This window comes from Pseudomonas sp. ok266, from assembly GCF_900110195.1.
Taxonomy (GTDB): Bacteria; Pseudomonadota; Gammaproteobacteria; order Pseudomonadales; family Pseudomonadaceae; genus Aquipseudomonas; species Aquipseudomonas neuropathica.
In genome coordinates, this window is record NZ_FOCU01000012.1 from 123,749 (window position 1) to 148,436 (window position 24,688).

Annotated in this window: 19 protein-coding genes; 7 read left to right on the forward strand and 12 right to left on the reverse strand. The window is 59.2% G+C overall.

Translation table 11 applies throughout. The features are described from left to right. The first annotated feature begins 95 nt into the window (after positions 1 to 95). Positions 96 to 593: a winged helix-turn-helix transcriptional regulator gene (locus tag BMY54_RS22250; RefSeq protein ID WP_093437509.1), complete on the forward strand. Its 498-nt coding sequence runs from the start codon at positions 96 to 98 to the stop codon at positions 591 to 593. Positions 594 to 599: 6 nt separating this feature from the next. Here the strand turns inward: BMY54_RS22250 and BMY54_RS22255 are convergent, their stop codons facing one another. Beyond that, positions 600 to 1,223, reverse strand: coding sequence for a glutathione S-transferase family protein (locus tag BMY54_RS22255; protein ID WP_093437514.1), 624 nt, complete (start codon positions 1,221 to 1,223; stop codon positions 600 to 602). A gap of 100 nt (positions 1,224 to 1,323) precedes the next feature. Continuing rightward, on the reverse strand, positions 1,324 to 2,739 hold the full coding sequence (locus BMY54_RS22260) for a purine-cytosine permease family protein (protein ID WP_093437518.1): 1,416 nt from the start codon (positions 2,737 to 2,739) through the stop codon (positions 1,324 to 1,326). Between the two features lie 235 nt (positions 2,740 to 2,974). Between BMY54_RS22260 and BMY54_RS22265 the strand changes: the two genes are divergently transcribed. Further along, positions 2,975 to 3,886: a LysR family transcriptional regulator gene (locus BMY54_RS22265; protein ID WP_093437523.1), complete on the forward strand. Its 912-nt coding sequence runs from the start codon at positions 2,975 to 2,977 to the stop codon at positions 3,884 to 3,886. An 18-nt stretch (positions 3,887 to 3,904) separates the two neighbouring features. On the opposite strand, the gene argE is transcribed toward BMY54_RS22265, so the two are convergent. The 10 genes from argE to BMY54_RS22315 all read right to left on the reverse strand — a co-directional run bounded on the left by argE (position 3,905) and on the right by BMY54_RS22315 (position 12,458). After that, positions 3,905 to 5,053: an acetylornithine deacetylase gene (gene argE / locus BMY54_RS22270; protein WP_093437528.1), complete on the reverse strand. Its 1,149-nt coding sequence runs from the start codon at positions 5,051 to 5,053 to the stop codon at positions 3,905 to 3,907. Continuing rightward, positions 5,050 to 5,727, reverse strand: coding sequence for a DUF1028 domain-containing protein (locus BMY54_RS22275; protein ID WP_093437533.1), 678 nt, complete (start codon positions 5,725 to 5,727; stop codon positions 5,050 to 5,052). Before BMY54_RS22275 ends, argE begins: the two co-directional genes overlap by 4 nt. A 119-nt stretch (positions 5,728 to 5,846) precedes the next feature. Further along, positions 5,847 to 6,263, reverse strand: coding sequence for a RidA family protein (locus BMY54_RS22280; RefSeq protein WP_007910844.1), 417 nt, complete (start codon positions 6,261 to 6,263; stop codon positions 5,847 to 5,849). 57 nt (positions 6,264 to 6,320) lie between these two features. Next, positions 6,321 to 7,640 carry a flavin-containing monooxygenase gene (locus BMY54_RS22285; RefSeq protein ID WP_093437537.1) on the reverse strand — a complete coding sequence of 440 codons (1,320 nt, stop codon included), beginning with the start codon at positions 7,638 to 7,640 and terminating at the stop codon, positions 6,321 to 6,323. 207 nt (positions 7,641 to 7,847) lie between these two features. Continuing rightward, a complete protein-coding gene (locus BMY54_RS22290; protein ID WP_016983890.1) occupies positions 7,848 to 8,114 on the reverse strand; it encodes a FecR/PupR family sigma factor regulator in 267 nt (88 codons plus the stop codon). 58 nt (positions 8,115 to 8,172) lie between these two features. Beyond that, a complete protein-coding gene (locus tag BMY54_RS22295; protein WP_093437541.1) occupies positions 8,173 to 9,543 on the reverse strand; it encodes an ATP-binding protein in 1,371 nt (456 codons plus the stop codon). Beyond that, complete coding sequence (locus tag BMY54_RS22300) at positions 9,519 to 10,184, reverse strand: response regulator (protein WP_016987062.1); 666 nt, start codon at positions 10,182 to 10,184, stop codon at positions 9,519 to 9,521. Before BMY54_RS22300 ends, BMY54_RS22295 begins: the two co-directional genes overlap by 25 nt. Positions 10,185 to 10,280: 96 nt before the next feature. Beyond that, complete coding sequence (locus BMY54_RS22305) at positions 10,281 to 10,718, reverse strand: hypothetical protein (protein WP_016987063.1); 438 nt, start codon at positions 10,716 to 10,718, stop codon at positions 10,281 to 10,283. 27 nt (positions 10,719 to 10,745) lie between these two features. Then, complete coding sequence (locus BMY54_RS22310) at positions 10,746 to 11,510, reverse strand: COG4705 family protein (protein WP_093437549.1); 765 nt, start codon at positions 11,508 to 11,510, stop codon at positions 10,746 to 10,748. Positions 11,511 to 11,639: 129 nt separating this feature from the next. Then, on the reverse strand, positions 11,640 to 12,458 hold the full coding sequence (locus BMY54_RS22315) for an alpha/beta fold hydrolase (RefSeq protein WP_093437554.1): 819 nt from the start codon (positions 12,456 to 12,458) through the stop codon (positions 11,640 to 11,642). 186 nt (positions 12,459 to 12,644) lie between these two features. Here BMY54_RS22315 and BMY54_RS22320 point away from each other — a divergent pair, with 186 nt between their 5' ends. The 5 genes from BMY54_RS22320 to BMY54_RS30285 all read left to right on the forward strand — a co-directional run bounded on the left by BMY54_RS22320 (position 12,645) and on the right by BMY54_RS30285 (position 24,646). Beyond that, positions 12,645 to 13,094, forward strand: coding sequence for a winged helix-turn-helix transcriptional regulator (locus BMY54_RS22320; protein ID WP_093437557.1), 450 nt, complete (start codon positions 12,645 to 12,647; stop codon positions 13,092 to 13,094). A 173-nt stretch (positions 13,095 to 13,267) separates the two neighbouring features. After that, positions 13,268 to 14,974: a ShlB/FhaC/HecB family hemolysin secretion/activation protein gene (locus tag BMY54_RS22325; protein WP_093437562.1), complete on the forward strand. Its 1,707-nt coding sequence runs from the start codon at positions 13,268 to 13,270 to the stop codon at positions 14,972 to 14,974. Between the two features lie 24 nt (positions 14,975 to 14,998). Beyond that, positions 14,999 to 23,827, forward strand: a complete 8,829-nt coding sequence (locus BMY54_RS22330) for a two-partner secretion domain-containing protein (protein WP_093437567.1) — start codon at positions 14,999 to 15,001, stop codon at positions 23,825 to 23,827. 11 nt (positions 23,828 to 23,838) lie between these two features. Beyond that, on the forward strand, positions 23,839 to 24,399 hold the full coding sequence (locus tag BMY54_RS22335) for a hypothetical protein (RefSeq protein WP_093437572.1): 561 nt from the start codon (positions 23,839 to 23,841) through the stop codon (positions 24,397 to 24,399). A gap of 43 nt (positions 24,400 to 24,442) precedes the next feature. Then, positions 24,443 to 24,646, forward strand: a complete 204-nt coding sequence (locus BMY54_RS30285; protein ID WP_139213433.1) for a hypothetical protein — start codon at positions 24,443 to 24,445, stop codon at positions 24,644 to 24,646. Positions 24,647 to 24,688: the final 42 nt, after the last annotated feature.

A 24,688-nucleotide genomic window follows, 5' to 3' on the forward strand; every position in this document is an offset into this window, starting at 1 on the left:
TGCTTGCTCCGGCAATGGGATTATCGGTGCACAGGGCTTGTCCCGGCATCGTGTAGATATGATAATCATAGTAACTGTAAAAGAGGCAAGCCCTGATGGCAGTAAACGATAGCCTTCCCGACACGCTGTGCCCGATTTCCCGGGCCGAGACGATCGTCGGCGACCGCTGGACCGTGCTGGTTTTGCGCGAGTTGTTCATGGCCAATCATCGCTATGACGAGATTCAGGCGCAGACCGGCGGCACGCCGCAAATGGTCGCCGCGCGTCTGAAAAGTCTGGAAGCGGATGGGCTGGTCGAGCGCCGGTTGTACAACGAACGGCCGAAACGCTACGAATACCACCTCACCGCGAAGGGCGAGGCGTTCTATCCGGTGATCATCGCGTTGCGTGCGTGGGGAGAGACTTGGTGCAAATCACCGGAGGAGGGGCTGGCGGTGAACATGACCCACAAAAACTGCAACCACAGCGCCGGTCTCGGGCCGCTGTGCGAGCACTGCGGTGAACCGTTGCGTCGGCAAGATTTGGTCAGCCAGCCACAAGCAGCCTACGCCGCCGAACGGCAGGCGCGGCGTGAGGCGTTCAAAAGCAAATAACCGCGATCACGGCGTGCCATTGCGACCGTGCAGTAAGTAGTCTGGGCGCTGGCTCAAACGTTCGTAATAGGCTTTCACAGCGGCAAAATCCGGGTGAGCCAGTGGGGTTTCGAACCAGCGGTTCACCGACAGCCCGATGGGAATATCCGCCAGGGAAAACGTCTCGCCACTGACGTAAGCGCCGGTCTTTTCCAATTGCCGGTCGAGGATGGCCATGTTTCGCGCCCAGTCGCGGCAACCGGCTGACAATGCGGCGCTGTCCTGATGTTCCGGCGATTGGCGCACCAGCGATAGAAACGCGTACGACCACGAGCGATTCAGCTCCGATGCCTGCCAGTCGATCCACTGATCAACCCGCGCCCGGGTTTGCGCGTCAGTCGGATAAAGGTGCAAACCGTCATAACGCGACACCAGATAACGAATGATCGTGTTCGATTCCCACAACGTGAAGTCGCCGTCCTGAATCACCGGCACCATGGCACAGGGATTGAGCGCGAGAAACTGCGCATCGTGCGTCGATCTGAATCCCGAACCCCAGTCTTCACGCTCGAAAGGAATCTGCAGTTCAGCGCAAGTCCACAGGACTTTGCGCACGTTGATCGATGAGGCTTTACCCAGTATTCGCAGCATTGGATTTCCCTTACCCAATAATCGTCAGGCCTGAAGTAATACCACACCGCAATAGACAAGGCCCGCACTGGGCGGGCCTTGGTTGTTCATCAGGTCAAAATCACAGACTGCTCGCCAGTTTCCCGCCCATCATCCGCCGACGATAGGAGGTGTCCCGATTGGCCAGCCAGAAGTACAGCGGCGAGGTCACCAGCAGCCCCACCAGCCAGGACAGGTCCGCACCGTTGATGTGCGCCGACACCGGGCCGACGTAAAGCGGCGTGTTCATGAACGGGATCTGCACGGCGATGCCGATCGCGTAAGCCAGCAACGCCTGCGGGTTGTAGCGGCCGTAGATGCCGCCGTCGACCTGGAAGATCGACTGGATGTCGTACTGACCTTTGTGGATTGCGTAGAAGTCGATCAGGTTGATCGCCGTCCACGGCACCAACACCACCAGCAACACCAGCACCATGTCGACGAAGTGGCCGATAAAGTCTTTCGAGGCGCCGACAGCGGCAAAGCAGCAGGCCAGCAACACGATGATCGAGATCACCGCACGGCTTTTGGCGGTAGGAATCCAGCGGTAGGCGAAGGTTTGCACCAGGGTGATCAGCGACAGCACCGCGCCGTAGAGGTTGAGGGCGTTGTGGCTGATTACGCTGAGCAGAAACAGCACCAGCATCAGCGGGCCAATGGAACCGGTGGCGAGTTTCACCGCGTCCATGGTGTCCATGCCGACGGGCGTTGCCAGCACCGCGACGGCACCGAAGATGAACGCCAGACTCGACCCCAGCGCTGAACCCAGATACGTGGTCCAGAACGTCGACGAGACTTTAACGTCCGCCGGCAAGTAACGCGAATAATCAGACACGTAAGGCGCAAACGCGATCTGCCACAACGCCGCCAACGACACAGTGGCCAGCCAGCCGGACAGGTTGAAGCTGCCGCGAGTGAGGAAATCATCGGTTTGAATGTGGGTAAAGATGTAGCCGAAACCGACAACGATGCCGATCCCCAACACCCACGTGCCGATGCGGTTGAGCACGTGGATAAAGCGGTAGCCGATGATGCCGATGACTCCCGAACCGACTGCGCCGATGACGATGCCGACCGGCACCGGAACGCTGTCGACCACGCCATGCAGCGACTTGCCGGCCAGCACGATGTTGGAGGCGAAAAAGCCGATGTACATGACGCCGGCAATCAACACCACCAACAGCGCGCCGAGGGAGCCGAACTGCGCACGGCTCTGGATCATCTGCGGGATGCCCATCTGCGGGCCTTGCGCCGAGTGCAGCGCCATCAACACGCCGCCGACCAGATGGCCGACGAGAATCGCGACGATGCCCCAGAGCAGATTCAAGTGAAACAACTGCACGCCCAGTGCACCGGTGACGATGGGCAACGGCGCGATATTGCCGCCGAACCAGAGCGTGAACAGATCCCTGACCTTTCCGTGGCGATCTTCGGGGGGCACGTATCCTATCGTGTGTTTTTCAATCAGCGGAGCGGAGGATGCTGTTGGGGTAGCCATGACGAACTCCAAGGCAAGGATGAGTACGTGGACGTACTTCGGCAAGCGCCGGCACGGGCGGCGCATTTCTTGTTGAAGTGATCATGTGCAAAGCGTCGGGATAGATAAATTAGTAAGTTTGTTGCTACAGACCTTAAAAAAAATATGCTTCGGCTGACGCCTGCGTCCGGTATGTTCAAGCTTGATCGTGCGCCAGGGAAACAGGGCGAACACTCGCGCTCTTCGGGAGACTCATATGGCCGCCTATAACCTGCGCCAGCTCAAATACTTCGTCACCACCGCCGACTGCGGCAGCGTTGCCGAGGCCTCGCGCAAGCTCTACATCGCGCAGCCGTCGGTCTCCACCGCGATCAAGCATCTGGAAGAAAGCTTCGGCGTGCAGTTGTTTATCCGCCATCACGCCCAAGGCGTCTCGCTGACGCCCAGTGGCTCGCGGTTCTATCGCAAGGCGCTGGAGTTGCTGCGGGTGGCTCACGAGTTCGAACAAAATGCGCTGGCTGACAATGACGTGGTCGCGGGGCAGATCGATATCGGCTGTTTCGAAACCGTCGCACCACTGTACTTGCCGCGTTTGATCGCCGGCTTCAAGTCGCGCTGGCCGGGGGTGGAAATCCGCATTCGTGATGGCGAACAACAAGAGTTGGTGCAGGCCCTGACCGCCGGCAGCATCGACGTGGCAATGATGTTCGAGCACGACCTGGACAGCACCATCGAAACCACGCCGCTGATGCCGCCGCAACAGCCTTATGCGTTGCTGCCGGCCAGCCATCGCTTCGCGCAACAGGCGAAAGTCTCGCTGCATGATCTGGTGTTGGAACCGATGATCCTGCTCGACGTGGTGCCGAGCCGCACCTATTTCGTGAGCATCTTCGAGGAACGCGGACTGACGCCGAACATCGTCTTCAGCTCACCGTCGATCGAGATGGTGCGCGGTATGGTCGGTAACGGTTTCGGCTTTTCGATTCTGGTGACCAAACCGTTCAGCGACTACACCTACGACGGCCAGCAAGTGGTGTGCGTGCCGCTGGTGGAAAACGTCACCGGTTCGGGATTGTCGGCGGCCTGGCTGCGGCGGGTGCAACTGACCAAACCGGCGCAGTTGTTTGTCGATCATTGCCGCGAAGAACTGGCCCGAGTGCACCCGTGAGGGCGGTCGGGCCGGGGTTCAATCACTGATAAACGCAAGCATGCGCTGAAGCATCTGATCGCACGCCTGCAACTGATCGAGGCTGACAAACTCATCGGGCTTGTGACCCTGATCCATGCTGCCTGGACCGCAGACCACCGTGGGAATGCCCACCGCATCAAACAACCCGCCTTCAGTGCCGAAGGCCACGGTGCCGAAATCCGTTGAACCGCAGAACGCAGAGATCAACTCGGCGGCCTGGCTTTGCGCATCGGTGGCCAGCCCCGGATACGCCGATAAGGCGCTGAAGCGAATATCACTCTGCGCACTGACCGCGCGCATACGTGGCAGCACTTCGCGTTCGGCGTAGGCTTGCAGCGCTTCGGCAACGAGCGCCGGATCCTGCGAGGGCAGGGCGCGGATCTCGAAATCGAAACGGCAATCGGCCGGCACGATGTTCAAGGCCTTGCCGCCGCTGATCACACCGGTCTGCACCGTGCTGTAGGGCGGATCGAAGCGCGCATCGTGATGCTCCGGCGCTTTCAGTTGCTGACCGAGGCGACCCAGTTCGCCGATCAGTTCGGCGGCGTATTCAATCGCGTTGACCCCGAGCGGTGCATAGGCCGAATGGCACGGATGGCCCTGCACATCGCAGCGCATTGCCAGTTTGCCCTTGTGGCCGAGCACCGGTTTCAATTCGGTCGGTTCGCCGATGATGCACAGCAATGGCTTGATCGGGTGTTGCTGCAAAACCTTGAGCAACGAACGCACGCCGAGGCAGCCGACTTCTTCGTCATAGGACAAAGCAATGTGCACCGGCATGCGCAGCGGCGTTTTAACCAGTGACGGCACCAGGGCGAGCACACAGGCGATGTAGCCCTTCATGTCCGCCGTGCCACGGCCGAACACTTTGCCGTCGCGCTCGGTCAGTTCGAACGGCGGCAGCGTCCACGGCTGGCCATCGACCGGCACCACATCGGTGTGCCCGGACAGCACAATGCCCGGTTGATCCACCGGGCCGATCGTGGCGAACAGGTTGGCTTTGCTGCGCTCATCGTTGTAGATCAGCGCGCATGGCACGTCGAGACCTTCGAGGTAATCGCGGACGAATTCGATCAGCTGCAAGTTGGATTCACGGCTGGTGGTATCGAAACCCACCAACGTCTTGAGCAACTCGACGCTGTTCATCGGTCATCACCGGCCACGCCATAACCCGGTGCCTTGGCCGGATCGAGGGCGCGGTCGATGTAATCCTGAAGCTGCGGCGCATAGGCATCCCAGAGAGTTTGCAACTCGCCGATCGGGTCTTCATCAGCCCAATCCACGCGTAGATTGACGATCGGCCAGGTCTGCTCGCCGACCACCACGACAGCGGCCGAATGCACCGGGCCGGCTTCACCACCGAGGGCTTGCGCGGCGTGCAGGGCCTTGAGCAGACGATCAGCGAGTTGCCCTTCGCCATCCTCGAAGGCGCTGACCATGGCTTCGATCACCGAACGCCCGGCGAGCATGTTGCCAGCGGCGACGCATTGTTCGCCGCTCACGGCATTGTGCACGCCGAGGGTTTGCGCACCGCTGAAATGTGCGGTCTGGCCGAGGTGGTTGATCGCGGTGATCTGCCGGTACTGACTGTAGCCGTTGCGCGTGAGGACTTTGTCCAGCGCATCGTCCGGCGCTAGACCTTGCTCCATCAGCGCAAGGACTTCCGGGCCGAGAGACGGCAGGGTGATGTTCTGGCTCGACACCGCGCCAACACCCGGCAGCAGCCACGGGCAGCGGGCGCCGACGGCGATGCTGGAGGAACTGATGGCGACACCGAACTGGCCGGTTTCGGCGCAGCGGGCTGCGATTGAAAAGGTCATCTATTGAACTCCTTGTGTGTCTGGACTGGCCTCATCGCGAGCAGGCTCTCTCCTACGTTGAAATACATTCCCCTGTGGGAGCGAGCTTGCTCGCGAAGGCCGCGACTCGGTGTGATGCCTTACTCAGGAATCACCGCAATCACATCAATCTCCATCAACCACTGCGGCTGCCCCAACGCCGACACCACCAGTCCGGTGGAGATCGGGAACACGCCTTTAAGCCACTTGCCGACTTCGCCATACACCGCCTCGCGATAACGCGGGTCGATCAGGTACGTGGTGGTCTTGACGATATGGCTCATGTCGCTGCCGGCTTCTTCGAGCAGTTGCTTGACGTTGCGCATGGCCTGTTCAGCCTGCGCGCGTGGATCTCCGAGGCCGACCAGATTGCCGTCGAAATCCGTGCCGACCTGACCGCGTACATACACCGTGTTGCCGGCGCGCACGGCCTGGCACAGGTCATTGTCCAGCGTCTGGTTCGGGTAGGTGTCCTTGGTGTTGAACATGCGAATGCGAGTGTGGGTGGGCTGGCTCATGGAAAGCTCCTGAAGAAGGTATGCCCGGCGCAATCGGCGCCGGGGCGTAAAGGGCTGTCAAGCGTCGACGGTGTCGGCGGCTTTGCTGTGGCTGTTCTGGTGCAACTCGGCCTCGCGCTGTTCGGCATCGCGGTAGTCGAGGTACTTGCGCTGGGTGGCGATGTGGTCGGCGACGTGTTTGGCGTCGTGCCAAACCCCCCAGATAAATGACGAACCCCGGCGCGACTGCCACGGCAGACCGAGGAAATACACCCCCGGCTCACTCGACACGCCGCGCTGATGCACAGGCTTGCCCTTGTCATCGAACGCCGCGACCTGCAGCCACGAGTAATCCACGGCGAACCCGGTGGCCCAGATGATCGAAGTGACGCCGGCCTCGGCCAGATCCAGATCGGCCAATGGATTTTTCACGCACTCAGGGTCGGGATAGGTTTCGCGCGCTTCCGGTTCTTCCGGCAGATCGAGGCCGTTGCGCTCGATGTAGGCATCGGCGGCATCCAGCAGCGCCAGATAATTCTCGTCGCCGCGAGTGAGGTTGCCGACCAGGTCCTGCTTAAAGGTCACCACGCCGTTATTGAACGATTCGGTGACGCCGACCAGGGTCATACCGCGATGGGCCAGACCACGGAAATCGATGGTGCGACCGCCATGGGCACCGCTGACCGCGATGGTCACGTGCTCGCGCCCCGGCTTCATCGCCGCTTGGTCCCACTCGCCGAGCACGCCGAGCCACCAGCAGAAATCGCGGTTGCGATAAGCGCGAGGCGGGCGGTCATGGGCGCCGACCGACAGGTAAACCTGTTTGCCGGAACGTTGCAGCTCATCGGCGATCTGCACGCCGGAAGAACCGGCACCGACCACCAGCACTGCGCCTGCCGGCAGTTGCTGCGGGTTGCGATAATCTGCGGAGTGGATCTGCAACAGACGTTCGTCTTGCGGGGCAATCGCCGGGATCACCGGTTTCTGAAATGGTCCGGTAGCGGCGACGACGCGACTGGCTTCGATCACGCCTTCGGAGGTCTCGACAGTGAAACCCGGGCGGCCGACATTGCGTACCACGCTTTTCACCTCAACGCCGGTACGGACCGGTGCATTGAATTTCTTTGCGTAGGCTTCGAAGTAGTCAGCTACACGTTCTTTCGGGGCGAAACCGTCGGGATCGACGTCATCGAATTCCAGGCCGGGAAAGCGGTCGTGCCACGCCGGGCCGTTGGCCACCAGCGAGTCCCAGCGCCCGGTGCGCCAGCGTTCGGCAATGCGATTGCGCTCCAGCACGAGGTGCGGCACACCGAGTTTGCTCAGGTGCTCGCTCATCGCCACGCCCGCTTGGCCGGCACCCACGATCAGCGTGTCTGTTTTTATTATTTCAGGGGTCATCTCTACATCCTTCCTAGCAAGGCAGTGGGATTCGGGCCGCTGTTGGCTTGTCCGTTTGGCTTGAGGTCAGACTAGGGAGGAGGGGGGTATCGGTAAAATATTATTAAGCTGGGATGTGAAGATAAAATTCTGATGCAGAGGGGCGAAAGCCTTTGAATACGGTGGGTTGAACGCTATGAAGGGGAGTAGGAGGGGCAAAACCTGTCCCTACATTTCGCGACTGCCTTTGTGCATCGATGCATCACCGGTCAGGAGCTTTTTCGCCGTCCCGGGTTCTTCCGGCAATTGGCCGCTGAGATCCCAGATTTCGAGCATTTTTGCGTATTCAAAAGCGTGGCGCGGGTCGAGCTGGATCCAGTCCTGAAATTCCCGGCGATCATCAGACGGGCAATGATCGTCGTGCAAGCGCATGCACCAATCGGCGGCTTGGGTAAGGATGTCTTCGTCCATTTCGTCAGGGGCGGAAGAGGTCATGAGCGGGTTCCTGATTAGTCGAATAACGCACCCTACGAAGCGAATTGGGAAAAAAATGTCAAAACGACGTGATGGTTTTCGAGGCGCGTTTGAAGTGGACCGTCACGCACAGCCCGCGCCGGTTGCTTTCATCGGTAAAACTCAAACGAATTTCAGCGCCAGTGCGCTCGGCTATCGCCCTGACGATGGACAGACCCAGCCCGGAGCCGGATTGTTCGGTGCCCAGACTGCGATAAAACGGATCGAACACACGCTGTTGTTCTTCGGCGCTGATACCTGGTCCGGAGTCCTTGATCTGCACGACCGCAGCCTCTGCGGTGCACGTCACCGACAAATCGATCTGGCCGCCCTCAGGGGTATAGCGGATTGCATTGTCGAGCAGATTGCGGATCAGCATCGTCAGGTCCATGTCATTGATCAAGACCTGCACGTCTTCAACACTTTCTACGCCGATGTCGATGTTTTTGCGTTCGGCCAACGGCATTGAGTCTTCAAGCACTCGGCGAAACACTGCATGCACCGACATGCGTGTCTGTGGCCGCTCCAGGCTCGACTGCGCTGCCGCCAATGCCAGCAGTTGATCGATCAGTTGGCGGCTGCGTTCAATGCCCTGAGTCAGTGGCAGCAAGCGCTCGCGAGCCGCTGTCGGCATGTCGCTGGTCGCCAGTCGCTCGGCCTGCAACGACAACGCGGTCATCGGAGAACGCAGTTCGTGCGCGGCGTCAGCGACGAAGCGGCGTTGGCTTTCCATCGACGTCGCGACCCGTCCCAGCAAGCGGTTGATGGCTACCACGAAAGGGCGGATTTCGCTGGGCAGATGTTGTTCGTCGATAGGGTGCAGCGCTTGCTGGTCACGCTGGTCGATCTCATCGGAGAGGGCGGCGATCGGTCGGAATAGCTTGCGCACCAGATCGCCCACGACCAATAGCAATACGGCAAACAGAATCAAAAACGGCAACAGGCTTCGCCAGGCACTTTCCCGTGCCTCGCGGTTACGAATGCCGGTTTCCTGAGCAACGACAATGCGCTCGCCACGGGCGGTGGTTCTGACCATCGCGCGGAAATCTTCACCGGCAATGTTCACGGTCGACAAGCCATCGGCAAGGGTGGCGGGAAAGGGCAGCGGAATGGCGTTGTCGTCGTTGCCGTGCGCCAGGCGACCGTCGGCAAGGTACTGGATGATGACGCGTGATTCCTCATCGTCACCCGCCAACGGCTCGGCAGCGGGATAGCGCAGGGTCATCTGCTGGCGGTCAAACAGTATGGCCACCTGCTGCAAGTGTGCGTCCTGCATTTCGTGGGCTTCGTCAAGCGCGGAAAAAAACGCAAATACCCCGGCCAGCACCGCAACAATCAGGATGGCAACGGACAGCGTCACCGACAATCGCAGCTGAACCGAATCGTTCAGACGCTTTTTGAAACCATCCATCCCATTCCCCTGACGTTCTTGACCACGTGGTTACCCAGTTTTCGCCGCAATGCATGGATCAGAAACTCCACCGCGTTGCTTTCCACTTCATTGCCCCAGCCATAGATTCGATCCTCCAGTTCGCTGCGCGACAGAATCGCCCCCGGCCGGATCAGCAGGGCTTGCAGCAGGGCAAATTCACGGGCGGAAAGTTGCACCTCGTCCGCCTCGGCGGTGCGCGCTTGTTTGGATAGCAAGTCCAGCGACACCACGCCGTTGTCCAGCACCGACTGCGCGCTGCCGCCCTTGCGCCGTAACACCGCTCGCATGCGCGCGAGCAGTTCGGCCATGGCAAAAGGTTTGAGCAGGAAGTCGTCGGCACCGCCATCCAGTCCGCGCAGGCGGTCATCAAGACCATCGCGGGCGGTGATGATCAACAGCGGCACAGGATTGTTGCACGCGCGAATGCTGTCGAGCACATCGAGGCCATCCTTGCCGGGCAGGCCGAGGTCGAGCAGCACCATGTCGTAGGCTTGTGTATCCAGCGCCGCGAGGGCGGTGAGGCCGTTTTTCACCCAGTCGGTGGCGTAGCTCGCATCGTCCAGTGCGCCGTGTATCGCATCACCAATCATCGGGTCGTCTTCGACCAGCAATATCCGCATGTCTCGCTCCGCAAAAAAAGGCGCCACGGTCGAGACCGTCGCGCCTGTATTGAAGCACCTGAGCCGGCGTTTGTCCGCCACCCGCTCAGCGCATGGTCATGATTGACCTTTCATCGAATCGAATGCCTTGAGCACGTCGTCGATCGCCGCTTTGCAGTCGCTCTGCTTCGGCGAGCTGGCACGCAGGGCGTCGAGTGCTCGGTCGATGGCTTTGTCTAGCACGTGCCAGTCGCTTGCTGCTCGTGGCTTGATCCCGGCTTCGGCGGAGTCCCAGGCCGATTCCAGATCCTTGATGCGTGCCTTGGCGCCGGGCAGGTCGTTTTTATCGACGAGGGCGGCGACGTCGGCGGCGATGCTGCGGAACTCGCTCAGGTCGCCGAGCTTCGAGCCTGATTGCGTCGGCGCGCTCATTGACGTCGTGGCGGCACCGCCCGCCGGTTTGTCCGCCGGTTTCGAGCAGCCGGCGGCGATGCCCAGCAGAAAGATCGAGGTGACGATGGCAATGTGACGAATGGTATTTTGAAAGGGACGCATGATGATTCCTCGAATAGATATTGAAGGTTACTGAGTAAGGGATTTGCGGGTGCCGACGCTGATTTGTGCGACAGCCACGAGCAGAACGATGACGGTCAGAAAAATCGCACTGGTCCAGGCCGCGCCCATGCCGAGACCGCCGTAGGTTTTCGCTTGGGTCAGCAGATCGCCCAGAGACGCGCCGAACGGACGGGTCAGGATGTAGGCGACCCAGAAGGTCAACACCACATTGGCCCCCATGCGCCAGGCGATCAGGGTGGCGGCAATCAACGCGCCGAAAATCACCGCGCCAAGGGTGAAGCCCAGGCCCAGTGCTTCGGTGGCCAGGTCACCGGCGGCGGTGCCGAGGGCGAACGTGCAGAGCACCGTGGTCCAGTAGGAAAGCTCCCGGCGCGGGGTGTTGATTTCACGGATCGACAGACTGTGTTCGACCCGATACCAGAGCACGAAATTGATCGCCAGCAGCACTGAAAACACCGCGGTGCTGACGTACAGACTGATATCGAGCATGTCAGTCATGATGTCGGTGATCTGCGTGCCGACGATGCTCACCAGCACCACGGTCAGCCAATAGATCCACGGCGTGTAGGTGACTTTGCGCATTTGCAGGAACAGCGCGCCGCCCAGCAGCAACGCCATGCCGAGGCTGGTCGGGCCGGCACCAAAACCGACGTCCACGGCGAGAAAGTCCGCACCGGTTTCACCGACGGTCGTCGACAGAATCTTGATCACCCAGAAGGCCAGGGTGACCTCGGGTACTTTGTTGAGCCATCCGGCTTTCGCGGAATTCATGGGCGGGGGCCTCTCCTGAGCAGCGCTGAAGGTGCGCAGGAGAGACATTAACGAGGGAAACTTAGCTGAGACTGAGGGGAGCACAAAGTCCGTCAAACGGATGTTGACGGACTTTGCTGCGCTGAGTTTTCAGCGCTTGAGGAACGCCAGCAAGTCCTCGTTCAAGGCCTGCGCATGCGTCACCGCAAAGCCATGCGGCGCCCCGGCGTAAACCTTCAACTCGGCGCCTTTGATTTGTGCGGCAGCCTGTTTGCCGGTGGTTTCGAACGGCACGATCTGATCGCCGTCGCCATGGATCACCAGCGTCGGTACATCGATTTTCGCCATGTCCGGGCGGAAGTCGGTTTCCGAGAACGCGGTCACGCAATCCACGGTGCCTTTGAGCGAGGCCAGCAAGGCGATATTCAGCGTTTGCGTGAGCACGCCGTCAGAGACTTTCTGGCCTTGGTTGGTGCCGTAGAACGGCGCGGCGAAGTCGGCGATGAACTGCGCACGATCCTGCAGCAGGCCGGCCTTGATGCCGTCAAACACTGAAGTATCGACGCCTTGCGGGAAGTCGGCTTTCTTGCCGAACAGCGGTGTCACTGCGCCCAACAACACCAGACCGGCAACGCGCTCGCTGCCATGACGGGCGATGTAACGGCTGACATCGCCGCCGCCCATGGAAAAGCCCACCAGCGTCACGTCACGCAGGTCCAAATGGTTGATCAGCTGCGCGATGTCATCGGCGAAGGTGTCGTAGTCATATCCGGTCCACGGCTGATCGGAACGGCCGAAACCGCGACGATCAAAGGCAATGGTGCGATAGCCACGGCTGCTCAGGTATTCCATCTGGTATTCCCACATGTCGGCATCCAGCGGCCAGCCGTGGCTGAACAGCACAGGTTTACCGCTGCCCCAATCCTTGTAGTAAATCTCGGTACCGTCTTGCGTGGTGAAGGTGCTCATGGAAACTCCTGCGTCAGGGATCGCGAGTGATGCCGAAATGGCGACATTCACTATCAACGCAAAGCGATCCGGCTACTTGTATGCAGGTGCTGGTTTTAGGTCGGCTCGGTCGTGGATCCGCGCCAGAGTTGTATGATGCAACTCAAGGCCGCCCGGTCGCCCACTGAATCGAGGGAGTACGTTTACGTGAAACGCAAAAGTCTGCAGGGCAATGCCTGCCCGATTGCCCGCACGCTGGACCTGATCGGTGACTGGTGGTCGTTGCTGATCATTCGTGATGCGCTGGATGGCATCCGGCGTTTCAATGATTTTCAAAAGAGTCTGGATATCGCCAAGAACATGCTTAGCGCCCGCCTCAAAGGTCTGGTGGAGCAGGGGATTCTGCAAGCGCTGCCAGCCGCCGACGGCGGGGCTTATAAGGAATACGTGCTGACTGAGCGCGGCAAAGCCTTGCAGACCGTGATCGTCGCGCTGTCGCAGTGGGGCGGTGAATTCATGTACGCGCCGGGTGAGCCGGGTTCGGTGATGGTCGATGCGAAGAATCGTCAGCCGATTCGCAAGCTGGAATTGATCGCGGCCGATGGTCGCGCGCTGGCGCCGGAGGAGGTCGCGACGCGACTGGGTGTTGAACACTGAAAGGCGGGGCTGCCGCCAGATCAATGCAAACGGGCCCTCGCTGCACCGAACCCCGTCGTACATTTTTCGATACAAACCCGACAAAAGGTTTAAACGATAGTTTGACGTCAAAATGATGGCCATCTAATATCGCGCCACTATTTTGATGTCACTTTCGTATCGAGGGATCGAACATGTCCTCACCCGCCCTCGTGGCGAGGTTGTGCGTAGCGTTGCTGTGCCTGTCTCCACTCCAGATTGCCGTTGCCGCCCCTACACCCGGCGACACCGACCTCATCCGTGATCGCCAGAACCGCCTGCTCGAAGAGCAGCAGCGGCGCCTTGAAGAACTCAAGGATCTGCCCGGCAAAGATGCCAGACCTGCGCAACCGGCAGCCCCCACCGATACTCGCTGTTTCCCGATCAAAGACATCGAGCTCAAGGGCGCCGACAGCCTTTCCGAGCGCGACAAGACTCGCCTGCTCAAACCCTACATCGGCGAATGCCTGGGCGTGCCGCAGCTCAACGAGCTGCTAAAGGTCATCACCGATCACTACATCGAGAAAGGCCTGGTCACCAGCCGCGCCTACTTGCCGCAGCAAGATCTGTCCACCGGGCATCTGCAAGTGCTGGTGGTCGAAGGCAAACTTGAAGGCATGAAGGGCGCGGAAAACAGCCAGCTCTCGGAGCGCGAACTGGCCATGGCCTTTCCCGGCAAAACCGGTGACCTGGTCAACCTGCGCGAGATCGAGCAAATGGTTGATCAGCTCAACCGCCTGCCATCGAATCAGGCAAAAATGGAGCTGGCGCCCGGCCAGAATGTAGGTGGCAGCGAAGTGCTGGTCACCAACACCCCGCAAAAGCCATGGCGAGTCGGGCTGTCGCGCAACAACGACGGCCAGCGCAGCACCGGCGAACAGCAATGGGGCACCACGTTTGATTGGGACAGCCCGCTCGGTCTGGCTGATCAGTTGAGCCTGCGCGGCGGTCACGATGCGATGTCCGATCATCAGCACACCTCGCGTAACGCCATGCTCAACTACAGCTTGCCGTGGGGCTGGTGGACCTTCAGCTACACCTACAGCCAGAGCGAATACCGCTCGCAAATCGCCGCCAACCTCTACAACTTCAAGCAGACCGGCGACAGCGAAAACCATCAGTTGCGCGCCGAGCGGGTGATCCACCGCGACGCCGTCAGCAAGACCTCGCTCAGCGCCGGTCTGTCGTACCTGCGCACCAACAACTTCATCGAAGACAGCAAACTCAAACTGAGCAGCAACCGCATTAGCGAAGCGCAGTTTGGCTTCAACCACGGTCGTCGGGTCGGCAGTGCTTTCGTCAACTTTGACGCGGGCATGCAAGAAGGCATTGGCGCCTTCGACGCGCAGGGCAGTCACGATCCGGGCCCGGGTGAGCCAAATGCACGCTACCGCAAATACACCGCCACCCTGAGCTACCTGCAGCCGTTCAAGTTGTGGGGCGAGTCGTTCAGCTTCAGCAGCCTGATGACCGGCCAGCGCAGTGAAGATGTGTTGTTCAGCCCGCAACGCACCAGCCTTGGTGGCTCGTCGTCGATTCGTGGTTACAAGGATCAGTCGCTGTCGGGCGACAGCGGTGGTTACTGGCGCAACGATCTGCGCTGGTCGCGCCCGGTGACCATCGAATGGCTGCAACCGGTGTTCTCCGAATACGGCACCAGCCTCGGTTACGACCAGGGTGTGATCCAGAACGGTCGCTACAACGGCGATCAGCACGGGCGCATGTCGAGCAACTCGCTGGACCTGTTTGCCCGTGGCAAATACCTGTCCGCCGGGGTGACGTTTGCTCATTCCCTGGAACGCCCGGATGCGCTGACCGAGCGTGAAGCACCGATCTACTTCCGCCTGGATTTCTTCCTCTAATACCGCCCGCCCCGAGATTCTGAAATGGACATTCGTCAACTGGCCCCTCTGGCCAGCCAGCCTGCTGCTGCCGAAAAAAACCGCGAACTCTTCCTCGGCATGCCGAAACGCGGGCTGGCGTTTCTGTTGGCGAACGTCATGTTCTGGCAACCGATGTGGGCGCAGGCTGACGGCATTGTCGTCGCCAATCCGAATACCTCGCTGGATCGCGCCGGCAATGGCGTACCGATCATCAATATCGCCACGCCCAATGCCAGCGGCCTGTCGCACAACCAGTTCCACGATTACAACGTCGGTGCGCAGGGCGTAATTCTCAACAACGTCACGGCACGCACAGAGCAGTCGCAACTGGGCGGGATCATTCTCGGTAACCCGAACCTGCGCGGTGCAGCTGCACAAACTATCCTCAACGAAGTCAACGGCGGCAGCCCGAGTCAGCTGCGCGGTTATACCGAAGTGGCGGGGCAATCGGCGCGAGTGATCGTCGCCAACCCTTACGGCATCACCTGCAACGGTTGCGGGTTCATCAATGCGCCACGAGTGACGTTGACCACTGGTAGACCGGTACTCGACGACGGTCGGCTCGATCACTTTCAGGTTGATCAGGGCAGCGTTTCCATCGATGGCCAAGGCCTGGATGCCAGCACTGTCGACAGCTTCGAAATCATCACCCGCAGTACGCAAATCAACGCGCAGATTCACGCCAAACGCCTGAACATCACCACCGGGCGCAACGACGTCAACGCCGATACCCTCAACGCCACCGCGCGCGCCGATGATGGCAGCGCCAAACCGCAACTGGCCATCGACTCTTCGGCGCTCGGCGGGATGTATGCCGGGGCGATCAAACTGGTGGGGACCGAGCAGGGCGTCGGCGTGAAGCTGGCGGGTGATCTGGCGGCCAGCGCCGGTGACATCCAGATCGACGCCAATGGCCAGTTGAGCATTGCCAAGGTCACGGCCAGCAATGCCATCACCGTCAAAGCGAAAAGCCTCGATGCCCAGGGGCCGGTTTACGCCGGTACGCAGTTGGTCGTGCAAACCGCCGAACAACTTATCAACCGCCAAAGCCTGGCCGCCCGCGACAGCGTCAGCCTGAGCAGCGGCAGCAAGCTGACCAACCAAGGTGTGATTGAAGCCGGGGTCAACGCCGATAACAGCCGCAATGCCGCCGGTGATCTGTCGATCAACAGCGCCGCCGTGAGCAACACGGGTAGTGTCTTGGCCAGCCGCACCCTGAACGCCACCGCTGCGACCGTGTTCGACAATCAGAACGGCATCGTTCAGGCAAAAACCGTCACGCTCAACGCTGCGCGCCTGGTCAACCAAGGGCTGAATTCACGCATTTACGGTGAGACCCACCTGGCCTTGAGCGCTCCGGCCATCGTCAACCTCAACGGCCTGATCCGTTTTGCCGATGGGCAAGCGGCGAGCCTGATCGTCGACAGCCTGGACAACCGTCACGGGCGTATTGAAATCGCTGATGGCAGTCTCAAGCTCAATGCCCGAGATGTGAAAAACACCGACGGCAAAATCATTGCCGGGCGCCTGGACATCGATGCCCGTCAACTCGACAACAGCAGCGGCCTGATCGGCGCCAGCCAGAGCGACGCCAAAGTGGTCGCCCGTGAGCGTCTGGACAACGGCAAAGGCAAGCTTCAGGCGAAAACCACACTGGCAGTGTCTGGCGGCGAATTGCTCAATCAGGGCGGTACGCTGGCGGCTGACCAGATCAAGGTCACCGCGGCGCGCCTCGATAACAGCGACAAAGGTGTCATCAGTGCCGAAAACGGTACAGCCGAACTGACGCTGACGCAGGATCTGAATAACCACGATGGCAAAGTGCAGGCGTCGGAACGCCTGACGGTGGCCGCGCAGAGCATCAACAACCGCAACGCCAGCCTGACCGGCAAGACCCTTGAGGTGACCAACGTTGGCGCGCTCGACAACGCCCAAGGCACGATTTCCTCCGCTGACACTTTGATCACCAGCGCAGACCTGGACAACAGCCAGGGTCTGATTCAAGGTACTGATCGCCTCAATCTGACCGCGCAGGATCTGCAAAACGCCAGCGGCAAACTGCTCGGTGGCGTGGTCGATGCAAACCTGCGCAATCTCACAGGCAACAAAGACGGCACGATCAGCGCCGAAACCGCCCAGCTCACGCTGGTCGTCCAACAGCACCTGAACAACGCTTTGGGACGGCTGCAATCCAGTCAGGCGGACGTCGAGATTCAGGCCGGTTCGGTCGACAACCGTGGAGGTGTGGTTGCCGCGAAACAACTGTTGCTGGTGGCGAAGGACGGCCACGTCGACAACCGTGGCGGGCGCATGATCGCCGACGGTCTCAAGCTGCAAGCAGGCAGCCTCGATAACAGTGACGGCGGCCTGTTGGCGGCGGGTGCCGATGGCGCGCGATTGATCCTCAAGCAAACCGCGCCGGGCCAATCGCAACTGCTCAACCACAAGGGCCGGATCCAGAGCGACGCCGACCTGCACATCGAAAGCGACGTCGTCGATAACAGCGCCGGCGTCCTGCTCGGCAACACCATCGACATCCACGCCACGCAACTGAGCAACAACGACAAGGGCGGCATCGTCGGCAACGGCGGTGATGTTGTCCTCAACATTGCCGGTGTATTCAGCAACCTGACAGGTGTGGTCGATGCCGGCGATCAGCGTCTGCTGCTCGATCAGCTCACTTCGCTGGACAACCGTGGCGGCACCCTGCAAGGCAAGCGTCTGGACATCACCAGCAGCGCAATCAACAACAACGCAGGCGGGCAAATCATCGCCGGCAGCGATGGCCTGAAAATCACCGGCAAGATCCTGCTCAATCAGCAGGGCATCATCCTCGCCAACGGCAGCCACGCCGAACTGGCGCTGGGCACCGGCAGCCTGCGGAACCAGGGCGGCACCCTGCAAGCCGACTCGCTGGACATCACCAGTGCCGACCTCGACAACAGCGCAGTCAACGGTAAGGCCGGGCTGATTTCCAGCCTGATCGATGACCTGACGCTGACCGTAACCCGTCTGACCAACCGCGCCGGCAAACTGTTCGGCAAGGATCAGCTGATCTTCACCGGCACCAGCCTGGACAACACCGGCGGCGAGATCAGTGGCAATCAACTGGGCCTCGAAGCGGTCGGGCAGATTCTCAATCAGGGCGGCCTGATCGAATCGGCCAACAGCCTCAAACTCACTGCCGGCGGCTTGGATAACAGCGCTGGCGGCCAGATCCGTGCGCTAGGTGGCGCCGCAAGTCAGATCAAACTGACCGGGAACCTGAACAATCAGAGCGGCGTGATCGAAATCGGCAGCCAGGACTTGGTGCTGTCCGGCGCGCAACTGAATAACCTCAGCGGCAACGTGCGCCACGCGGCGCAGGGTCTGTTCGATCTGGACCTGAGCCAACTGATCGGCAGCCAGGGCAGCCTCACCGGTCTGGGCAAGGGCGTGTGGGATGTCGGCGCGGTCAATGGCGTTGGCACTTGGCAGCTCAACGGCGGGCTGACTTACACCAGCGCGCAGGACCTGATGCTCAACGCCAGCGACCGGATCGCCAGTGCTTCGACACTGAATCTGAATGTCGCCAACCTGAACAACGCCGGGCAATTGGCAAGCGATGGTGACCTGACGCTGAACCTGGGGGGTAACCTGCTCAACAGCGGAAAAGTCTCGACGCAGCAAAAGCTTACGATCAACGCCAACGACGTGATTCAACAGGACGGTCGACTGGTCAGCGGTGGCGATACCGTCATGACCCTGCGCGGCACGCTGGACAACCTCGGCCGCCTCATCGCCAACCAGAGCCTCATGGTGACGGCGGCGCAGATCAACAACAAAGGCACCCTCGGCGCCCAAGGTAACCTCGAATTCACTGCCGCCAACGGCATTTACAACGACGCCGATACGCTGCTGTTCAGCGGCGGCACGATGAAGCTGCACGGCAACAGCCTGAACAACTTCTATGGCGACATCTACAGCCGCGGCAACCTGACATTCGATGCGGTCGGTGGTGGTCGTGCTGCAGTCTTCAGCAACCTGTCGGGCACCGTCGAAGGCGAGGGTGATATCGACATCAACGCGGTCTCGGTGGAAAACGCCAAGGCGGAATTCGAGATAACCTCAGGGCAGTCGTCCGGCAGCCTCAGCTGGGTCTGCGGTCAGCATTGCGGCGGCGGTGACGGCTGGAAACGCGGCTACATCACCATCACCACCGACTTCGACGACCGGGTCCTCAAAGACTCCCGTGCGGCGCGTTTCGTCGCCGGCAAGAACTTCACCATTCACGCCAATCAGGTGGAAAACCGTTACAGCCTGCTGGCAGCAAATGGTGATCTGAGCATTACGGCCGACAGCCTGCTGAACAAAGGCGCGGTGTCGCGTTCGGGCCATCGCGTGGTGCAGATCGGCACGCCGGGGCACATCGACAACAGCCTGTGGGATCAGATGGAGTTCATCGATATCCCGGCCTTCAACGCGGCGACTGCGGCGGGCAATTTCGATGAAGCTCGTTTCGAAGAACTGGTCAGCCGCTCCAGCGATTCGCGCTTTGCTCAAACCAGCGACGTCACCACCTGGAATGACAACGGCAACAACGTTTACGCGGCGGTGCTCCAGGCCGGGGGCAAGGTCAAGCTGGATGTGACCAACAGCATTCAGAACGGCACGTTGTACGAGAACACTTATGGCCAACTGACCGGCTCGTTGTCCAGCGACCAGACCGATGCGGTCGGTGGCATCAACATCAATCTGGGCAAGCGCAGCACCGATGCCAGTGTCCAGGCACCGACCGCCGTAACTCGCATTGAGCATGTCGATGCCGACGGCGTGAAGCAGATCAGCTTTGTTCCGGCCGACTTCAAAGGTGTGCCGTTTGCGGCGGTTGATCCGACGGCGTCTTCGACGTTCCGTTTGCCGAAAGGCCCATACGGCATGTTCGTGCAGAGCACCAATCCGCAGAGCCGTTACCTGATCGAAACCAACCCGGAGCTGACCCAGACCACGGCGTTCATGAGTTCCGACTACCTGCTCGGCAAACTCAATTTCAGCGCCGATGAAGCCGCACGCCGCCTCGGCGATGGTCGCTACGAATCGCGTCTGATCAGTGATGCGGTGATGGCCCAGACGGGCCAGCGTTTCCTCGCCAATGGCCTGGAGAACGACTACGAGCAATTCCGTTACCTGATGGATAACGCGCTCGCCAGCAAGAACGAACTGAACCTGGCGGTCGGCGTCAGCCTGACCTCCGCGCAAGTTGCCGCACTGACCCACGACATCGTCTGGATGGAAGAGCGCGTCGTCGATGGTCAGAAAGTGCTGGTGCCTGTGCTCTACCTGGCCCAGGCCGAATCGCGCAACGTGCGTGGCGGCAGCCTGATTCAGGGCCGCGATCTGGAACTGCTGGCCGGTAACGATCTGGTCAACGTCGGTACCTTGAGCGCGAGCAAAGACGTTTCTGTCGATGTGAAGGGCAGCCTCTATCAGGGCGGCCTGGTCGAAGCCAATGAGCGCATCAAGCTGATGGCCACCGACAGCATTCGCAACGCACTGGCCGGCGAAATCCGTGGCAACCAGGTCGAACTGACCAGCCTCAAGGGCGACATCGTCAACGATCGTACCGCCATCGCGGTGCGTGATGGCAACGGCATGCGCACCCTCGTCGATGAGGGCGGCAACATCACTGCGCGCGATAGCCTGACCATTAAGTCCGGCAATGATCTGGTCAATTCGTCCTCAATCAGCAGCGGCGGCGACGCCAGCCTGAGCGCCACCCGCGACATCAACCTGCTGGCGACGCGCAACGAAAACGAACTGCACGAAGTGTTCAATGGCGGCCATCGCTCCGTCATTAACACCACTGTCGAAAACCTCGCGTCGACGGTCAAGACTGGCGGCAACCTGAAGCTCGACGCCGGTCGCGACATCAACGTCGTCGCCAGCTCCGCCGAATCCAAAGGCAACCTCACCGCCGACGCCAAACGCGACATTTTCATGTCCTCGGCCGGCGACGAAAACAACGTCGAAACCCACAGCAAGGACGGCAAGAAACGCGTCCACGAAGAAGATAACCACACTGTCCAGAAAGTCGCTGAATTCATCGCCGGCGGCGATGTAAAAACCAACTCCGGCCGCGACACCACACTGGTCGCGAGCAAGATCAGCGCGGGTAACGAAGCGTACGTCTACGCCGGCAACGACCTGAGTTTGCTGGCCGCGCAGAACAAGGATTACACCCTTTACGACATGAAGGAGAAGGGTGGTTTCGGCGCCAAGAAAATGAAGCGCGACGAGGTTACCCAGATCACTCATGTGGGTAGCGAGATCAAGACTGGGGGCGATCTCACGCTGGTCAGCGAGGGTGATCAACGCTATCAGGGCGCCAAGCTCAACAGTGGTAAAAATCTGACCTTGGACAGCGGTGGCAGCATCACCTTTGAGGCAGTGAAGGATTCGCATCAGGAAAGCCACGACAAGAGCAGCAGTAGCGCTGCCTGGACCAGTATGGAGAGCAAAGGCCGGGTTGACGAAACACTGCGCCAAAACCAACTGACTGCCAAAGGTCAGACGCTCGTTAAAGCTGTTGATGGGCTTCACATAGACATCAAACAGATCAACCAGCAAAGCGTCAGTCAGGCAATCGACGCCATGGTGCAGGCCGACCCGAGTATGGCCTGGTTGAAAGACGCTGAAGCGCGAACTGATGTGGATTGGCGTCAAGTCCAGGAGCTGCATGACCGCTGGGATGAAAGCCATTCCGGGTTGGGTGGCCCTGCGATGATCATCATCATAATCATCGTCACCTACTTCACCGCTGGTGCGGCGTCAGGCCTTGTGGGTGCAGGTGCGACTGCTGGTTCCGGCACAGCAATGTCGGCTGGTTTAGCCGCGACAGCCACCAGCGAAGCAGTGGCAGCAGGTTGGGCGAACGCGGCACTCACCGCCATGATCACTTCGGCAGCCAGCACGGCGGCCGTCAGCACCATTAACAACAAAGGCAATCTCGGAGCGGCGCTCAAAGAAACCTTCAGTGCTGACAACCTGAAAAATTACATTGTGGCCGGAGGCACCGCGGGTCTGACCACCGGTTTCTTCAATGACTGGACCTCGAGTACGACCGGTACATCCCCCGCGTTGACGGAATCCACCAAAGGCGCATTGGCCAACACCGGAAAAGTTATCGTCGCCGATTCCGGTGGTCTGAGCAGCTTGCAAGGTATCGCGCATTTTACCGAAAACCAGTTGTTGCAAAACTCCACCTCCGCGTTGCTCAACAAAGCCCTGGGCCGTGAAGGCAGCTTGGGTGATGCCGTGCAAAAAAGCCTGGTGAATGCGTTTACCGCCTATGGTTTCAACCTGGTGGGTGATATCGGGGTGAGAAACCACCTGGAGGACGGTGGTCTGGAGAAGATAGGCCTACATGCGCTAATGGGAGGCTTGAGCTCACTGGCAGCGGGTGGGGACTTCAAAACGGGCGCATTGGCAGCTGGAGTCAACGAAGCGTTCGTTGACGATTTGGCGTCGGCGTATTCCGGGATGTCGAAGGACGACAGAGATCGATTGTTGCTGATGAACTCGCAACTGATCGGGGTTTTGACGACCGCTGTGCAGGACCCGAACGCAGATGCCGACAAGCTGCAGCTAGGGTCATCGATCGCACAGAGTGGTACTCAATACAACTACTTGAGCCACCAGGATGTAGAAGACCTGGAAAAGGCGCTCAAGGAATGTAAAGACGACTGTGATGCGGTTCGAGCTGAGTTTGCCAAGCGTGATGCGGATAACACGGCGCGGCTCAATAACTGTTGGGCGACCGGTGATTGCGAGGAGATCAAGGCTGAGATTGATGAAGGCTCTCGTGAATTAAACAAACTTTGGCAAAATGACAAAACGGGGATTACGGATCAATTCCTCCATAGCAATATCGCCGACTCCACCAATGCGAGGACGCGAGCTGTCCTTGACCACCTTCCGAAAGGGGACCCGGCTAATGCGGTGAAATTGTTGGCTGCAGCGGGGATCATTGCTCTTGCGCCGGAAGCGATTGGTTTGCTTGGACAGTTGACCACGAGAGCTGCAGCCTCTTGCGCAGCCAATCCAGTGTTGTGCGCTAACGAAGTCACGATCTGGGCTGCTGATGCAGGGATGTCGGAAGCACTTCCTGCCGGGTTGGGGGTCGCAGCCGGAGGCGCAGCGACCAAGGAACTGAGTGATCTTCGCGGTTTGATGGAGATCGAAGCGAAAACTGGGGCTAAGCTAACGCCTGAGCAGATTGCGGCAATCGTTGGGCCGGCAGCGACAGGCGCAAAAAGTACTGATGCCATTGCAGGTTCGAACATTGGTCGTGCTGATCTTGGAGACTTGCTAGGACGCGGCGGCAATAAGGATGTTTATGGCTATGGAGACAATCAAGCTGTTGGCGTCTTGCGTAATGGAACGAATTCGCAGGCGATTTCCGATGAAATTTATATGCTCGGAAAGCTGCATGATTCGGGAATTCCGACAGTGAATCCTCAAGCCGTGAGTGTTGACGGAGTCCCCGGCATGCTGATGGACCAGTTTGCTCAAGGGTCAAAAGATGTCGTGAGGCTGATGGACGGAAAAGTACAAATTGTTGGCGATTCGCCACTCCTCAATCAGCAAAGCATTTCAGATCTGAAAGGTATTCGAGATAAACTCGTAAATAATAATATCCAGATCAACGACCTGCAGTTCCTGATTCGCAACGATGGGCGTGTCGTGGTTGCTGATCCGCTTGCCGTTAACTTTAACGCTGCACCATCAAAAAATAATCTTCGAATGATCGATTTGTTGATTCAGGCAGCACAGAAGAATGGTCCATTTAAATAGGTGCTAAGCATATGACCTCAATGATACCGTCTACGACAATTGAGCTTCTTCGACGGCTCACTGGCAAGCGAGTCTCCAAGCTTGTTAGATATAGCTGGTGGCCTGCCTCGGAAGTTTCTGCTGAGTGTGGTGTCGAGGATGAATTAGCCTTCTCATTAACTGCCGGACCTTTAGCTGTCTATTTTGAGGATGGCGTAATTCTTGGCTTTTCGAGTGACCCGTCTCTGAATAGTGTCATCGTTTGGGATGAAGCAGCGAGGGTTGCGGGTCAAGGTCCGGCCTCTTTGGATAGTGATGAAGAACTATTCGCTATCTGTGGATCTGGAAAGTTCTCTACTGTTTTTTGGAGGCGATTGATCGGCAGTTGTGTGAGCAACGTAACGATACTTAAGCGAGTGCGCATGAATGCGGTTGAGAGCCAGCGCCCAAGCGAAGTTGGCTTACGTTTTAGTTTTTCAGGTGGCAAGAGTTTTGTAGTATCCCATGGGTTGCATGACAATTCTGATGATTTTTCAGTGCTAGAGGAAACTCAGTTGAAGGGAGTTGAGTTGGAGGAAATCTCGATAAACTAAAGCTTGAGTATGACTTCGATTCAACCAATAGGATATTTTTAATATGATGCAGGCAAATACTGAGTGGCTTGAATCCCTTGATCCTGAGGAACTAGGCGCAATTGTTGGTAAATTAAATGATAATGGTCGGGTCACAGATGAGTGTGGTGTTGGTATAAGTTCAACCGTCATAGAAAACTGGAGCGATGAGGATACGGAATTTCTGAAAAAGCATGGATATACTGGAGGCAGCTTAACAAGAGGATAAATGGAGGATAAATGGGGTCAGACCACTTTAATGGATAAATGG